The sequence below is a fragment of the Flavobacterium sp. 9 genome (assembly GCF_002754195.1).
Classification (GTDB): Bacteria; Bacteroidota; Bacteroidia; order Flavobacteriales; family Flavobacteriaceae; genus Flavobacterium.
In genome coordinates this window covers 893,742-910,404 of sequence record NZ_PEEU01000001.1, presented here as the reverse complement: position 1 = coordinate 910,404, position 16,663 = coordinate 893,742, and the positions used below count along the sequence as shown (strand labels likewise).

11 protein-coding genes are annotated in these 16,663 nt (G+C 34.0%); all 11 read left to right on the top strand.

The window, feature by feature from the left end; genetic code table 11:
• The 11 genes from CLU81_RS03205 (at position 1) to CLU81_RS03155 (ending at position 16,646) form a co-directional block, all read left to right on the top strand.
• On the top strand, positions 1-756 hold the full coding sequence (locus CLU81_RS03205; RefSeq protein WP_099708508.1) for a (Fe-S)-binding protein: 756 nt from the start codon (positions 1-3) through the stop codon (positions 754-756).
• A gap of 172 nt (positions 757-928) precedes the next feature.
• Positions 929-2,302 carry a lactate utilization protein B gene (locus tag CLU81_RS03200; RefSeq protein ID WP_099708507.1) on the top strand — a complete coding sequence of 458 codons (1,374 nt, stop codon included), beginning with the start codon at positions 929-931 and terminating at the stop codon, positions 2,300-2,302.
• Between the two features lie 19 nt (positions 2,303-2,321).
• A complete protein-coding gene (locus CLU81_RS03195; RefSeq protein WP_099708506.1) occupies positions 2,322-2,906 on the top strand; it encodes an LUD domain-containing protein in 585 nt (194 codons plus the stop codon).
• A 61-nt stretch (positions 2,907-2,967) separates the two neighbouring features.
• Complete coding sequence (locus CLU81_RS03190) at positions 2,968-3,822, top strand: fumarylacetoacetate hydrolase family protein (protein ID WP_099708505.1); 855 nt, start codon at positions 2,968-2,970, stop codon at positions 3,820-3,822.
• A gap of 336 nt (positions 3,823-4,158) precedes the next feature.
• Positions 4,159-5,793 (top strand): beta-N-acetylhexosaminidase, encoded by a 1,635-nt coding sequence (locus CLU81_RS03185; protein ID WP_199174545.1) that lies wholly within the window; start codon positions 4,159-4,161, stop codon positions 5,791-5,793.
• Positions 5,794-6,147: 354 nt separating this feature from the next.
• Positions 6,148-7,479: an alpha-L-fucosidase gene (locus CLU81_RS03180; protein ID WP_099708503.1), complete on the top strand. Its 1,332-nt coding sequence runs from the start codon at positions 6,148-6,150 to the stop codon at positions 7,477-7,479.
• Positions 7,480-8,282: 803 nt separating this feature from the next.
• Positions 8,283-9,326 (top strand): phosphotransferase enzyme family protein, encoded by a 1,044-nt coding sequence (locus tag CLU81_RS03175; RefSeq protein ID WP_099708502.1) that lies wholly within the window; start codon positions 8,283-8,285, stop codon positions 9,324-9,326.
• Positions 9,327-9,940: 614 nt separating this feature from the next.
• Complete coding sequence (locus CLU81_RS03170) at positions 9,941-13,270, top strand: SusC/RagA family TonB-linked outer membrane protein (RefSeq protein WP_099708501.1); 3,330 nt, start codon at positions 9,941-9,943, stop codon at positions 13,268-13,270.
• A gap of 11 nt (positions 13,271-13,281) precedes the next feature.
• Positions 13,282-14,817, top strand: a complete 1,536-nt coding sequence (locus CLU81_RS03165; RefSeq protein WP_099708500.1) for a RagB/SusD family nutrient uptake outer membrane protein — start codon at positions 13,282-13,284, stop codon at positions 14,815-14,817.
• A 30-nt stretch (positions 14,818-14,847) separates the two neighbouring features.
• A complete protein-coding gene (locus tag CLU81_RS03160; protein ID WP_099708499.1) occupies positions 14,848-15,483 on the top strand; it encodes a fasciclin domain-containing protein in 636 nt (211 codons plus the stop codon).
• An 83-nt stretch (positions 15,484-15,566) separates the two neighbouring features.
• Positions 15,567-16,646 carry a DUF5007 domain-containing protein gene (locus tag CLU81_RS03155; RefSeq protein ID WP_099708498.1) on the top strand — a complete coding sequence of 360 codons (1,080 nt, stop codon included), beginning with the start codon at positions 15,567-15,569 and terminating at the stop codon, positions 16,644-16,646.
• Positions 16,647-16,663: the final 17 nt, after the last annotated feature.

Here is a 16,663-nt window from a genome sequence, read left to right as displayed (position 1 = left end):
ATGAAGGTTGCCTTATTCATACCCTGTTATATAGACCAGTTTTATCCTAAAGTGGGTATTGCTACTTTGCAGGTATTAGAAAAACTAGGTTGCGATGTCACTTTTCCGTTACAGCAAACTTGCTGTGGTCAGCCTATGGCTAATAGTGGTTTTGCAAGTTTGAGTAAGGGTTGCGATATCAATTTTGTTGAAAATTTCACAGGATTTGATTATATAGTTGCTCCTTCGGGAAGTTGCGTTTTGCATGTAAAAGAACATTTGCAAGATGACAAACATCCGCAAGAAGCATTACATATTCGTAATACTATTTATGAATTCACCGAGTTTTTAACTAATATCTTAAAAGTAGAAAGTATTAGTGCCAGTTTTCCTTATAAAGTTGGAATGCACAACAGTTGCCACGGACAGAGAGGATTAAACCTTTCATCAATGACAGAAAGAATGTTGCCGGAATTTTCAAAACCGGAACAATTATTAAATATGGTCAAAGGCATTACCCTGAGTAAACCAAAACGAAATGATGAATGTTGCGGTTTTGGAGGTACTTTTTGCGTGTTTGAAGAAGCAGTAAGCGTAAAAATGGGTAAGGACAGAATAAAAGAACACGAAGATAATGAGGTCGATTATATTACCGGAGGAGACACTAGTTGTTTAATGCATCTGGAAGGAATATTAAAGCGACAAGGAAGTAAGACAAAAACGATTCATATTGCTGAAATATTGAATGGTTTTTGTGAATTAGTAAAGAGTGAATAGCGTCCTGCTTTAGCTGGATGTAAATGATAAAAGTTAGATTGACGGCTTTAGCCAAAATGCATAAGTTTGGCTAAAGCCTGAATCGATTATCAATTTTTCGCCTTCAGTTAAAACTGGAGGCAATTCAAATAACACCTGAGCGACAAGTAATAGACAGAATAAATATAAAAGTATGACGGTAAAACACGCTGCATTAGCGGAAAAGTTTATAGCTGACGAGCCTAGAACCGACTGGCACGACGAAACTTTGTGGTTCGTTCGTGAAAAGCGCGATAAGGCTGCTCATGGTTTACCGGAATGGGAGCAATTAAGAGAATGGGGTTCGCAGATTAAGAACAACACACTTTCAAACCTTTCCAATTATTTAAAAGAATTTGAAGAAAAAGCTACGGCTAATGGCATAAAAGTACACTGGGCTTCAGATGCCAAAGAACACAATGAGATAATTCATAAAATTATCAAAAAACACGGTATTCAGAAAATTGTCAAGAGCAAGAGTATGTTAACCGAAGAATGTCATTTGAATGAATATTTGCAGCATAACGGAATTGAAGTGGTCGATACTGATCTGGGAGAACGTATAGTTCAATTTAGAAAAGAACCTCCAAGTCATATTGTTTTGCCTGCAATTCACTTAAAAAAAGAAGATGTAAGTGCTACTTTTCATGAGCATTTGCAAACTGAAAAAGGAAATAACGATCCACAATATTTAACCGAAGCTGCGAGACAGCACTTGCGTAATAAGTTTGTAGAATCGGAATTAGCGATTACAGGAGTCAATTTTGCCATTGCAGAAACAGGAGGTTTTGTAGTTTGTACCAATGAAGGAAATGCTGATATGGGAGCTCATACAGCGCCTGTACACATTGCGTGTATGGGTTTTGAAAAATTAATTCCAAAAGCAGAACACCTTTCTGTGTTTTTGAGATTATTAGCCAGAAGCGCCACAGGTCAGCCTATTACAACTTATTCAAGTCATTTTCATAAACCAAGACCAAATCAGGAAATGCATATTGTGATTGTAGATAATGGCCGCAGTAAACAACTGGGAAGAGAAGATTTTAGAAATTCATTAAAATGTATTCGTTGCGCAGCCTGTTTTAACACTTGTCCGGTATATCGAAGAAGTGGCGGACATAGTTATCATACAGCTGTTGCGGGTCCAATTGGTTCTATATTAAATCCAAATTTGGATATGAAAGCCAATGCCGATTTGCCTTTTGCATCAACTTTATGTGGTAGTTGTACCAATGTATGTCCCGTTAAAATCAATATACATGAACAGTTATGGAAATGGAGACAAGTAATTGTTACCGAAGGATATGTAGCCACAAGTAAAAAACTGGGAATGAAAGGAATGAGTTTTGTATTCTCGAATCCTAAAGTGTATCGTTTCATGGGAAAAATGGGAAGAGGCGTAATGCATTTATTCCCTTTTATGGTAAATAATAAATTAAATATTTGGTCTAAACAACGAGAAATGCCAGTAGCTCCAAAGGAATCATTCCGGGATTGGTATTTGAAAAACGGCAAAAGCCAAAAATAAAATAGCAGAGAAAGAGAATATGAGTGCAAGAGAAAATATATTGAATGCCATAGCGATGAATCAGCCTGAATTGGTTGAACTTCCTGTTATTGATATCAATTCTGTTATTCATTATGAAGATGCCTTTGCACAATTTAAAATTGTATTGGAGAGCATTGGTGGTAAAGTAGAATTGATTTCGGATATAGCAGTGCTTAAAGATCAGTTAATTGCAGATAAGACAAGTGGAAGTTTTATTGTAAATACTATAACAGCACTTGGAGATGTTGACGAACAAGTAGCTTTTTTGTCGGCAATTGAATTAGAAAAAGTTGAAAAAGCATATATAAAAGGTACAATTGGAGTGGCAGAAAATGGCGCTGTCTGGGTTTATGAAAGTCAAATGATAAACAGACTTATTCCGTTTATATGTCAGCATTTGATTTTGGTAATCGAGAAAAAAAACATTGTAAACACTTTACATCAGGCATACGAAAAAATAGAGGTATCAAAAGAAGGATTTGGTGCATTTATAGCCGGACCTTCTAAAACCGCCGATATAGAACAATCATTGGTAATAGGAGCACATGGTGCAAGAAGTGCCGTGATTTATGTAATTGAATAACGACAAGGATAATGTTGTCTGAATAAATAAAAGAAGTATAATATATTTAAAAGTAATAAAAATGAAACTAATACGATTTGGAGAAGCCGGTAAAGAAAAACCAGGTATTTTAATAGGAGAAAAAAGATTTGATGTCTCTTCAATAGTAACGGATTATAACGAAACGTTTTTTGAAGAAAACGGATTAGAAAAATTAAAAAAAGCATTAGAAAATAATCCGGCATTACCGGAAGTTGACGCAAATGTACGTTTAGGTTCTCCGGTGGCGAGACCTTCAAAAATAATATGTATTGGTTTAAATTATGTAGACCATTGTTTAGAAACCAATGCGCCAATTCCGGCAGAGCCAATTATCTTTTTTAAATCAACTACATCTTTATGCGGACCAAATGATGATTTGATAATCCCAAAGAACAGTGAAAAAACAGATTGGGAAATTGAGTTGGCTTTTATTGTGGGTAAAAAAGCAAGTTATGTAGAAGAAGCCGATGCTTTAGATTATGTTGCCGGTTATGCTTTACTTAATGATTATAGCGAAAGAGCTTTTCAAATTGAACGTGGAGGACAATGGGCAAAAGGAAAAGGCTGCGATACATTTGCACCACTTGGACCCTTTTTGGCAACTCAGGATGAAATCGCAGACGTGAATAATATACCAATGTGGTTAACAGTTAACGGAAAGAAATTCCAAAATAGTAATACCTCTAATCTGGTATTTAAAATTCCATTTTTAGTACATTATTTAAGCCAGTTTATGACGTTGCTTCCTGGTGATATCATTAGTACAGGAACTCCTCCGGGTGTTGGTTTAGGTATTAAACCAGATCCTATTTACATCAAAACAGGAGATGTAATCGAATTAGGAATGGACGGTTTAGGAAGCAGTAAACAACATGCTGTGGCTTACACAAAATAGAATAACGTAATTCGTTAATTATAAAATATAGTCCTGAAGCCTGATCCCGATCCCGAAATTTCGGGACGGGACGGGAACAAAGTATTAAACACAATATTGTCATTTCGACGAAGGAGAAATCTCCACGAGAAGCTCGACAAAGATTGGATTCGCGCTGCGGAGTTACTTACGAAGATTTACTTCGTCTGTTCGCTATCGCTCGGGTCTCCTCCGTCGAAATGACAAAAATGGGTTGACCAATTTTGAACATGGAGTATGTTTTTTTTTTATAATTAAAGTGTTATCGTACACAAGGCATTTTTTTTAGTTTTAACAATAATTAATTAAATAGTAAACATGATGAAATCATTTTTCTTTTCACTTCTTTTATGCAGTACATTGTCGTTTGCACAAGAAGTAAATATCATTCCTCAGCCAGTGGAAGTTGTTAGAAATAGCGGAAATTTTGTGATTAGTTCGCAAACCAGCTTGGTTGTTATCAATAAAGAGGATAATGCTACGGCTGCTTTTTTGAATGATTATTTGTTTAATTATTATGGTTTTAAGTTGCCTGTTGTAAAAAAGTCAAATAAAAATTCCATTAAATTAATAAGTCAAAAGAATATTGAGGGACTTAAAAGTGAAGGCTATAAGTTAAAATCAGATCAAAATGGTGTCGAAATTAACGGTAATTCTCCAATGGGAACTTTCTATGGAATGCAAACCCTTATTCAATTACTGCCTGTAGAAAAAAGCAATACTCTGGCAATTGCAGCAGTAGAAGTTAAAGATCAACCACGTTTTGCTTACAGAGGAGCTATGCTTGATGTTGGACGTCATTTTTTTTCAGTTGAATTTGTAAAAAAATATATTGATTATTTAGCCTTACATAAAATGAATTATTTTCATTGGCATTTAACCGAAGATCAAGGTTGGAGAATTGAAATAAAAAAATACCCAAAACTTACTGAAATAGGTTCTAAAAGAAATGGAAGTATTATTGGAAGCTATCCGGGAAAAGGAAGTGATAATACACAAGAAGGAGGTTTTTATACTCAGGAACAGGTAAAAGATATCGTAAAATATGCTTCAGATCGTTTTATAACGGTAATTCCGGAAATTGAAATGCCGGGACACAGTAGCGCTGCTATTGCCGCTTATCCGGAGTTGAGTTGTTTTCCAGACGAGAAAACTAATCTTCCAGACAATATGATTTCTGATAAGAGCAAGCAGGAAATGGCAAACGGAAGAAATAAAATTGTTCAGGAAACCTGGGGAGTTCATTCAGATGTGTTTGTTCCAACAGAAAATACGTTTAAATTTCTGGAGAATGTTCTTGATGAAGTGATCGCTTTATTTCCATCAAAATACATTCATGTGGGTGGAGATGAATCTCCTAAAGATGCCTGGAAAAGAAGTGCGTTTTGTCAGCAAATGATAAAAGACAAAAACTTGAAGGATGAGCATGGTCTTCAAAGTTATTTCGTCCAACGCATGGAAAAATACATTAATAAAAAAGGAAGAACCTTAATTGGCTGGGATGAAATTTTAGAAGGCGGTCTTGCGCCAAATGCTATCGTAATGAGCTGGAGAGGAGAAGAAGGCGGAATTGCTGCTGCAAAAGAAAATCATCAGGTAATTATGACTCCGGGAAGCCATGTTTATTTAGATCATTCTCAAACCAAGAATGAAAAACAAGTTACTATTGGAGGGTTTTTACCTTTGGAAACCGTTTATGGTTATGAGCCAATTCCGAAAGAGCTGAATGAGCAACAAGCAAAATACGTTTTGGGTGCTCAAGCAAATGTCTGGACAGAATATATGGCAAATCCTGCCAAAGTAGAATATATGATATTTCCCCGTTTAAGTGCTTTAAGCGAAGTATTATGGTCTTCAAAAGAAAGTAAAAACTGGACTGAATTTCAAACAAAAATTGAAACGATGAAAAAGCGATATACGATTTGGGGAGCTAACTATTTTAGAGAGAATTAAATCTAATACAATTTTTGAATATTAAATGTATTGAATAGACTCCAGCTTTAGCTGGAGTTACTTAATAGGAGCAACAAGAAGGCTTTAGCCAAATCATGCATTTTTGGCTAAAGCCATTCGGATTGATTTTATATAAACTCCAGCTAAAGCTGGAGCCTATTAAAAAAAGCATTTCACTTGCGTTAATACATTCCAATAGTTATTGGGACTATGTTTGAGAAACGAGTTTCTTTTTAATTTACTTTTTTCAAAAACATAAAATCTATGTTTCTATGTGTTTAAATATTATTTTTTGCGCATTACACCAACAGGTTAATAAAATATAATACTATCTACTTAAAACTATAAATAACCATGAAAAAAATAACACTTTGTATACTGTTCTTCTCGATGAGCTGGATGGGAATGCTGGCACAAACCTATACTCCTTCAGAAGGAAATATTAAGAATAGGAAAGAATTTCAAGACGATAAATTTGGAATGTTCATTCACTTTGGTCCCTATAGCGTTCTGGGAAATGGCGAATGGGTTATGAACAATGAAAACATCAGAGTAACCGAATACGGAAGATTAATTAACGTTTTTAATCCTCAGGATTTTGATGCTAAGAAATGGGTTGGTATTGCAAAAGCAGCGGGAATGAAATACATCACTTTTACCACGCGCCATCACGATGGTTTTAGCAATTTTGACACCAAATTATCAGATTGGAAAATTACAAATACGCATTTTAAAAGAGATTTATTAAAAGAGTTGGCTGAAGAATGTCATAAAGAAGGTATTAAGTTGTTCTGTTATTATTCACTTTTAGACTGGACAAGAACCGATTACCAATATGAAACGGGAAAGACTGGGAAAGGAACAGGAAGAACTGCAAAAAGTGATTGGGATAGCTACATCCGTTTTATGAAAGGACAGTTAACAGAATTGCTGACCAATTACGGAGAAATAGGTGGTATTTGGTTTGACGGACATTGGGACCAATTGGATAATGATACCGATAAAACATTAGCATCAAAAGTAAACTGGCATTATGATGAAATTTACAAATTGATTCATACACTTCAACCCAACTGTTTGATTTCAAACAATCACCATTTAACTCCTATTCAAGGAGAAGATTTTCAAGCATTTGAAAAAGATTTACCTGGCGGAAATACCTCTGGATTTGGAGGACAATCTGTTTCTCAATTGCCTTTGGAAACTTGCGAAACGATGAACAATTCCTGGGGATTTGATATTAATGACAGAAAATATAAATCAACCAAAGATTTACTGCATTATATGATAAATGCAGCCAGTTTGAATGCTAATTTCCTTTTGAATGTTGGACCAATGCCTGACGGATCAATCCAACCGGAATTTGTGGCAACTCTGAAAGAAATAGGAATCTGGATGGATAAAAACGGAAAAAGTATTTACGGAACAAGGGGCAATGTGATAAAACCGCAAGAATGGGGTGTATTTACGGCCAAAGACAAAACCTTGTTTGCACACATCATAAAAACACCAAATCAGGCCGAGTATATTTTCATTCCCGAGATGAAACAAAAAATCAAAAAATGTTATTTGATGGACAGTAAAAAGGACCTTAAATTCAAACAACAACCTGAAGGTACTTTTGTGTATTTGAATGGTGATAAAATAGATGAAATAGATACGATAATTGAAATGGAAATACAGTAAATGCCTGATTTTGGAATTTTCAATTTTGAAATTTACTTATAAAAAAAGCCCTAATGAAAATTAGGGCTTTTTTTATGGAGAGAGCATAATTATAACGTGTTTAAAATAGTTTTTAATTTGAATAACAAAAAACTTTTAGTGCTTGTAACAACTTTTTATCATGATAAAGCAAGATGTTTTTTTTGGGTTAAAAGTTGGAGCAAATAGTCAGATTTAAATTTTTTACAAGATAAAAATTACAGATTACTTTTCTTACAATTTAAAATTTTAGAATAATTTTAAAAAACGGCCGAAACTGCTTGACACATCAATTTTAATGTGCTCGTACACATAATTTTAATGTGCACGAGCACATTTTTTTTAATTTTTGTTTTATATGTAAAAAAAAAAATATAGTTTAGTCATGTAATTATGAAAAATAGTGTTTAATTCTTAAGTTAATAATCATAAAACTATTATTTGTTTACTATTCTGTCCTACTTTAAGCTTTTTTTAAGAATTGAAAAAATGACAAATAATAGTGGTTTCCAGTATTTTTTAAAATTGTAAAATAAAAGCATAAAAAAGAGCTTTTTTCGGGTTAAAACAAAGCTTTTTAAAGAGATAAAAAAGTAAAAACAGAACGATAAAATAAATAATATTTATTCATAAAGCAACAGCCTTAAAGTTTAGAATAGAACGAGTTAAGGTTTTGCTTTTAGCATAAAATAATAGAAAAAACAAAAGTAGATGAAGTCGACATTAGTAGTGGTTGAAGTAAAACTTAAAAAAATACAGCATCAAGGCAATTATAAAAAACAAGCATGGAAGAATTAATTAAAACTGTCTTTAAAGATTTTTATCCCAATAAAACAATCCTTACGTATTCTGCCATACATTTTGGTCTGATCAATAGTACTTATAAAATTGAGACTGCTGATGGAGATTATATTTTGCAAAAAATGAATCAGGTTGTGTTTCCAAATATAAAATCGTTACTGAATAATAAGATAAAAACCACTTGGTATTTGAACGCAAACGGGTTTCCTACTTTAAAATTTATTGCAAATAGGGAAGGACATTTTTATTCACAACAAGGCCAGGCGATTTGGCAGCTTTCAACTTATATTCCTTCCGTTGTTTTAGATCGGATTGATTCAAATACAGTTGCAAGTCAGGTTGGCGCTTATTTGGCGAAGTTTCACAAAGCATTGCTCGGTTTTCCAATTTCGGAATTAGAATACACAATTCCGGATTTTCATAACACCATAAAAAGATTTTCTGATTTTGAAGAAAGTGTAAAAAATGCTTCACCGGAAAGGTTATCAGAAGCAAAAGAATCAATTGCGTTTTTAGAATCTAATATTAAAACTATACAGCGCGTTGCCAATGCAATAAATACGCAAAAAATCCCTGTGAGAGTTGTGCATAACGACACTAAAATAGGGAATATGCTTTTTGATGAAAATAAAAATATTTTATGCATTATTGATTTTGATACGGTAATGCCCGGAAGTATTTTTCATGATGTAGGTGATAGCTTAAGAACGGGAGCCAATAAAGCTACAGAAGAAGAAAAAGATTTGTCAAAAGTATGTTTTGACATAGAAATCTATGAGGCTTTTATGAAAGCTTATGTTGCTGAAGCTTCTTGTTTTATGTCTGATGAAGAAGCAGATAACATTCATCTCAGTTTACCATTGATTCTTTTTGAACAAGCCTGTCGTTTTTTGGGAGATTATTTAAATAATGACAGTTATTATACTACAACATACGAAGATCAAAATCTGGTCAGAGCCAAAACACAGATAAAGCTTATGGATGATGTACAGCTATATTTAAAAACAAAAAAACAAGTCATATTATAAACCCTTGGGAGTAATTATTTTAGCACATAGAAACATAGTCCCGGAGCGTGGGGATGAACTAAAGAAAGGCGTTTCACTTGCATTAACAAACATAGCTATGTGCGAGAAACAAGTTTCTTTTTGATTTACTTTTTTATAAACATAAAATCTATGTTTCTATGTGTTTAATTTTTTTTTATGCATTACAACTAACGGCTTCAGATTATAAATAAGATTTTAAAATTTTCGAAAATAATATTGCCTTTAACCAAAGTAGAAACCAATAAACCGATAACCAATGAATATAGTTTATTAAAATTAAAAGGAAAAAAAATCAGAGAACTTTTTAGATAACCCTGATTCCTGCAAATCAAAAAAAAACAGCTTGTTTTTTAATGTCTGATTTTAAGAAGGTTAAGTCGTACTCGATTTAGCCACGGCACTTTCTATGCCTTTTTTTAAAGTAAATAAAAGCAAATTATCTAAAAATAATACTGTTTCATTTTGATTCTGATTTTTGATTTTGAAATAAAATATAAAACGCCAACAACGTGCCAGATATGGCAACTGTACTCTTTATTATGTTATTAACCAGTTGATTAAAAATACTTATTAACCAATAAACAACCAATTTTATGAAAAACCAATTTAACCCGGTAAATGCCGAGCTATTAACCAAACAAAAAAAGATATTTCTCTGGACCAAGAAGAATTCGATATTCTTTTTTGTCACCTTATGTAGTATTTCCTCTTTTGGTCATACAGTAAAATTTTCACTTCATTTAGAAAAAGGGGAGATAATGGAACATACGGAGAAAACAAAAGCAGAAAGAAATCTGAATTTAGTTGTCGATGATAATCCCATTACCGGAAAAGTAACTGGTGAATTGGGTGAAAGCCTATTTGGAGCTTCTGTTAAAGTTAAGGGAACAAACAAAGTAGAATCTACAGATGTTGATGGAAGCTTTTCTATTGCGGCAAAAGAAGGTGATGTTTTGATTGTTTCTTATGTTGGATTTATTACGAAAGAAGTAACAGTTGGAAGCCAGAAACAATTAAATATTAGACTTAAATCAGCCCAAAATGATTTAAGTGACGTTGTTATTATTGGTTATCAAAAAGTGCATAAAAAAAATGTCAACGCTGCGGTATCAACCATTAGCAGTAAAGATTTGCAGGATATTCCGGTAATTAGTGTTTCTTCTATCATTGGTAGTTTGGCAACAGGAATACAAACGCCTACTCAAACGGGCGCGCCTGGAGGAAGAGGATCGTTGGTTATTCGTGGAAACACAAGTATGTCAGGTTCTGGATATAGTAGTCCGCTCTATGTAATTGACGGAGTACAAACATCTTTAGAAGATTTGGCTGGATATAATACTTCCAATACAGATTTCCTGGCTTCTTTAAATCCAAATGATATTGAAAAAATAGATTTCTTAAAAGATGCTTCTGCGGCTGCGATTTACGGATCACGTGGTGCAAATGGAGTTATTATTATTACAACCAAAAAGGGTGGAGCTTTGGATAAACCCGAATTTACATTTTCATTAAATACAGGAATATCTCCTATTCCAAATTTAGTGACAATGAATATCGGATCTGCCGAAAGAAATGCTAAAATGGGAATGCTTTATAAATGGTGGAAGTCTGATGATGTGCAGACATCGCATGTACCAATGGTTTTATCAGATAGTTTGAATCCTGCATTTAATAATAAAGTAGATTATCAGGGATTATTTTATAGAACGGGAATTTCTAACAAGTATAATTTAAGTATGCGAGGCGGGAGCGAAACCACAAACTACAGATTATCATTAGGATATGATGATGTACAAGGAGTTATTAAAAACTCTGGTTTTAAGCGCTATACTTTTTCAGGAAACATTAATTCAAAAGTTGGGCAAAATTTTGAAAACCAATTTCGAGTTAATTTATTGCAAACGGACAATCAAACAGGTCAGGGAAATCCTGATGGAGGAAGATTTCAATTCAATAATACTTTGCCTACGGATCCTTCGAACTTAAATTCTTCTTTGTTTTATGTTTCGGATGATAAAATTAAAGCATTACAAGGAGAATTATCAGATAAACTGAATACAGATGAAACGGTACAAGTAACACTTTCTGATTTTTTGAAATATGATTTCACGCCTGCTTTTTCTGTTAATGCTCAGTTTAATTACGTGTATAGTTCTGAAAAGAAAAATTATTATGAACCATCATCAGTGCGTGAAGAAGGAGATGGTTTTGCTAGTTATGCCTTATATAATCGAAAAAATTTATCATCAGATCTTTACATTAATTACTACAAGAAATTCGGTAATAATACTGTTACAGCAGTCTTAGGACAAAAAACAGATTATAATAAATATGAAGATATGTTTATGTATGCCAAAGGTTTTGGTGTAGATGCGATCAAGGTTATCAACGATCGTTATACTCAGGGTCAAATTAATGGATACACAAGTATAGAATCAAATGCTTTGCTGTCTTATTTTGGACGTTTGGGATATCGTTTTAAAGACCGTTATATGGTTGATGTTGCGTTTAGTAGAGACGGTTCTTCTCGTTTTGGTGAAGATGTTCGATATGCTAATTTCTCTTCGATAGCGTTGGGTTGGATTATTTCTGATGAGCCTTTCATCAAAAAAATCACCGGAAATGTTTTGAGTTACGCAAAATTAAGAGCCAGTTATGGTGTTAATGGAAATGAAATCGACGAGAATTTCCTGAGATACGGATCCTACAGATTAGGATATGGCGGAAATCCATTATGGTCTAATTTGATGAATGTTTCTACTTACGGAGGTACAACAGGAGTTGTAACAGATTACAATACAATCGGGAATCCGAATCTTTCTTGGGTAAATTCAAAACAATGGGATATTGGTTTTGATATGGATTTATTTAATAACCGAATCAATATAACTTTTGATGCTTATAACAAGAAAACAGAAAATCTATTATTCGAAACGCTTTTTCCTGCTTATTCAGGATTCAATCAGGCAAAATCAAATGTTGCGGGCGTAATGAATTATGGTTGGGAAGCAATGGTTAAATGGCAAATCTTTTCAGTTGGAAATCCTTGGAAACTGGAAATAAGCACGGGAATGAGTCAAAACAAAAACTTTGTAACTAAACTTCCTAACGGAAACAAGGATTATTATGGATATGATGCAGGTAGAGACAGAAGTTATGGATATGTGGTAGGAATGCCGTTGATTCTTCCTGTACAATTCAAGTATGAATATATTGTAGATAATCTAAATCAGTTACCAATAAATCCATACACTGGAGAAATACTACATGGTAAATCTGCCTGGGGAACTATTGCACCAGGTACACCAATCTGGAAAGATTATAATGGTGATTATCTATTAGATGAAGCCGGCGATTATAAATTGGATACTTCATTTAAACCAACACCTGATTTTACAGGATTATTGAATATCAATTTAAAATACAAAGGTTGGTATTTACAAGCTTACAGTCAATTCTCATTTGGTTCTGATATTATAGATTCGTCTACACAAAGATATTTAGATAATTACGACAGAGGAGACGATTGGGCTGTTAAAGGTTTACAAGATCTAAGCGGATTGTATTTTTGGGAGAACCCAGGCGATGGTGCAGCTGGAGCACATTATCCGGCTTTATATCCCGCTCGTCCTAATACAACTCCTTATTATAGATTTAGAAGCGGTCAGTCTTTGTGGAAAGAAAGTGGTGATTATTGGAAAATATCAAACGCTTCTATTGGATATACAATTGAAAAAAGTCGTGTTTTAGAACAAATACATATTTCTCGCGTACGTATTTATGGTTCGGTTATAAATCCATATCAATGGCAACGTTCTAAGGTTGTTGCAGATGCTTCTCAAGTTGATGAAATGGGATACACACTTGGTAACGGATATCCACAATCGAAAACATTTTCACTTGGATTGGATGTTAAATTTTAAATGAATTAAAAATGAAAAAATATACATACAATAAAATAACGATTCTGACTTTTTGTTTGTTTAGCCTTTTTGGCTGTACAGATATGTTGGATCAAGAGCCAATGGGGTTGGCAACTCCGCAAAATTTTTGGGTTTCTCAAGCCAATGTTGAATCGGCATTAGCAGGAGATTATGCTTTGCTTAAAGAAGCTTTGACCAAAGATTCAAACTTCATGTTATGGGGAGAATTTACCGGAATGACTTTTATGAATAGTCAATTTTGGATTGTAGATTATATCGAAGGAAACGGAAATTATGTTCTGGCGTATCGTGATGATTCACGCAATTGGAAAGCTTTTTACAGAGCAGCAAACTGGGCTCTTTCTATAGAAAAACACGTAAGCGAAATGCCGGATAGCGCTTTTAGATCAAAAACCGAAAAAAACAGACTTATTGGCGAAGCAGCCTTTGTAAGATCATTATCCTATTTCTATTTGGCACGTATCTGGGGAGATGCGCCAATTGTAGATGAGGTGATAGAGACTTCAGATCAATTGATTAAGGACGGTAACATCGTTACAAAACCAAGAGAGAATGAACTTAAAGTTTTAGATTTTTCTTTGGCTGCAGCCAATAAAGCGATTGGATTATTAGAATATTCTACTCCAGGCGCTCCTAAATGGGCAATTACTGCCAATAAAGCAAGTGCCGAAGCCCTAAAAGCGCATATCACGCTTTGGTATGCAAGTAGAGATCATGGTAATACTGCTATGATTACTCAGGCTCTGGCGGCTGCAAATTCAGTGATTCAAAACAGTCATGCTTCACTTATTGATTATGTAAGCGAAGGTGTAGATGGATTTAATGATATGTGTATCGGTCAATCTAAAACGGGTCTTTTTGAAATTAATATAAGTGCTGCGATGAACGAATCGTATCGTGTGGATGGAGGAGATACAACTCCTACAGGATTAACATTAACGAATCCGTTTTTTCTAAGCCCTAATTCAAATGCGCCTATTATTAGTGATGATTTTTATGGAAAGGACATGATGAATTCAGATTCAGACAGAGACAATGACAAACGTAAAGAATTGTTTTTTAGCAATTTTGATTCAAATGAACAATCTTCTTTAATGAAATATTCTCAAGCAACCCGAGACGGTCAGGCATCTGATCCTTATGCGAGATTTTCAGAATCCAACATCTTAATTTTCAGATTGGCAGATATCTATCTTCTTAGAGCAGAAGCAAATATGAAATTAGGAAACACTTCAGCTGCTGTTGCGGATATTAACACAATCAGATCTAAAGCCAATGTACCTAATTATACTGGTCCAACCGATAATGAATCACTTACCAAAGCCATTTTTGACGAACGTGCCATTGAATTGGTAGGCGAAGGACAATCAGGATTTGACAGAATCAGAATGAATTATTTTGCGGGAGTAAGCTGGATGAACCCAAGCAGAATTGCTCATAAAGGCTGTTTTTGGCCAATTGATCCATCTGTAATCTCAATTAATTCTGCCATTATTCAAACCGACTTTTGGAAAGGTAAGTTGTAATTTATTTAATAATTTTTAAAGAACATAAACATGAAATATATAGTAATAATAATAGTGCTTTTCAGTATGTATTCCTGTTCAAACGACGACTATCTAATTGATGGTGGTCTTGCCAATCAAAATGTTGGAATGTCTACTTATGATTTTCTAAAATCACATAAACAACTGGATACATTGGCTTTATTGATCCAGAAGGCAGGAATGATTGATTTGGTTAACGCTAAATCAACAACTCTTTTTGCTCCAAATAATCTGTCTATAAAAAATTATATTTTTTATAAAAAAGATGTAGAAGAGAATCCAAATTATGGTATTAATGATATTCCTGTAGACGATTTGAAAGAAATATTGGGAGGATATATTTTCGATGAAAGTCTGGATCGCAGCAAATTGGTAAAAGAAGGTAAAATTTATACTGCTCATAACGGAGAAGAAAGAAAGCTTTCGCTGGAACCTGTTGAAGATTATAAAGATCAATTAGATCAGTTTCCGGAATATGTCTTTTATACTTTCAAAGGAGAAGATGATTTTTGGGGACCTAATCCAGACGAAGGAGGCGTAAATGACGATGTTCATACTGTTGTGAGAACCTCGAATTTAATTTCTACAAATGGAGTAATTCATGTGCTGCAAGGATCTCATCATTTTTCGAATTATGTCGATTAAGATTTAGCATAAAAATGAAATAGTCAGAATCAATTTTTGAAAGCTATTTCTAAGAAAATTTTAAAAAAATAATATATGTACATATGAAAAAGATAATTTGTTTATTAGGTTTTAGCCTATTGATATTATCCTGTGAGCAACCAGAAGTAGGCTATATCAGTGATAATATACATTCACTACAAGACACAATCAGCGTTCCTCGCGGCGTGTTTTTTTCTTCTGTGCCGCCAGCAGTAGAAGGATCAACCTATCCAATGGAATGGGCAATTACCAGTATTACGGATAAAAATGGTAAAGTAACCACTGAATTGCAGGATAAACATGAGATTTTGACCTGGACAGCGCCATTTGATCCTACTACGGATACTACATTGGAATTGGCTATGAAAAAATTAAAACTTAGCCCGCAACCTTCAATTATAATGAATCCCGTAAGTGGAGAATTTGTTTTCACACAAGCTTCGAAATCGGTTGTTGAGAATGATTTTATAGTAAATGTCAAGGCAAAAAATGTTCGTGGAGAACGTCAGTTAGATAATTTCACACGTATAAAATTGGGTCCTTTTGTTCCTGTAGAATTCAAAACAGAAATGAGATCAAGACTACAATTGGGTAAAGGCGCAGGCGTTTATGATACCGGTTTTACGTATTCTGTATTGAACGATAGCGATCCAAAAGTACCGGGCGTATTAGACGGAACCGATCCTTATATCACAGTTGTAAAAATAAGTGAAGAACCAAAATTAGCCATAAAAGTAAAAATGATTATTGCAGATAGTCACGGAGCAGCTCTTGATCCTAATAAAGTAGTTTTTAATTATAGCGGATCTGCGCCTTTGCAAAATTATCATGATAATACTATAGGAACGGTATTAGATTCAGAAAGTACCACTTTTGGATTACCGGCGCCGCCATTCCCACAATACGCAAGAAATTATACAGGTAATGATGCTTACTTAATGTATTATTTGACAACAGCGGATGCTTTTACAGTTGACAAAGCAGCTTTTGAAGCAGCAAATGGGGTAAAGGACTGGAGTAAATATATCGATCCTGCTACTGGTCAAATCCGAAACAGAGCCTACATAAGATGGGGAATGAAAATTAATGATTCAGGTACTTGGGAAATTCGAATGAAAATTCCATTTACAACCAAGAAATAGATTTGTACGATAAGTAG

What these genes read in the sequence shown, in the direction of transcription:
- CLU81_RS03205 (WP_099708508.1), top strand. Translation starts at nt 1, where the DNA reads ATGAAGGTTGCCTTATTCATACCCTGTTATATAGACCAGTTTTATCCT.
- CLU81_RS03200 (WP_099708507.1), top strand. Translation starts at nt 929, where the DNA reads ATGACGGTAAAACACGCTGCATTAGCGGAAAAGTTTATAGCTGACGAG.
- CLU81_RS03195 (WP_099708506.1), top strand. Translation starts at nt 2,322, where the DNA reads ATGAGTGCAAGAGAAAATATATTGAATGCCATAGCGATGAATCAGCCT.
- CLU81_RS03190 (WP_099708505.1), top strand. Translation starts at nt 2,968, where the DNA reads ATGAAACTAATACGATTTGGAGAAGCCGGTAAAGAAAAACCAGGTATT.
- CLU81_RS03185 (WP_199174545.1), top strand. Translation starts at nt 4,159, where the DNA reads ATGATGAAATCATTTTTCTTTTCACTTCTTTTATGCAGTACATTGTCG.
- CLU81_RS03180 (WP_099708503.1), top strand. Translation starts at nt 6,148, where the DNA reads ATGAAAAAAATAACACTTTGTATACTGTTCTTCTCGATGAGCTGGATG.
- CLU81_RS03175 (WP_099708502.1), top strand. Translation starts at nt 8,283, where the DNA reads ATGGAAGAATTAATTAAAACTGTCTTTAAAGATTTTTATCCCAATAAA.
- CLU81_RS03170 (WP_099708501.1), top strand. Translation starts at nt 9,941, where the DNA reads ATGAAAAACCAATTTAACCCGGTAAATGCCGAGCTATTAACCAAACAA.
- CLU81_RS03165 (WP_099708500.1), top strand. Translation starts at nt 13,282, where the DNA reads ATGAAAAAATATACATACAATAAAATAACGATTCTGACTTTTTGTTTG.
- CLU81_RS03160 (WP_099708499.1), top strand. Translation starts at nt 14,848, where the DNA reads ATGAAATATATAGTAATAATAATAGTGCTTTTCAGTATGTATTCCTGT.
- CLU81_RS03155 (WP_099708498.1), top strand. Translation starts at nt 15,567, where the DNA reads ATGAAAAAGATAATTTGTTTATTAGGTTTTAGCCTATTGATATTATCC.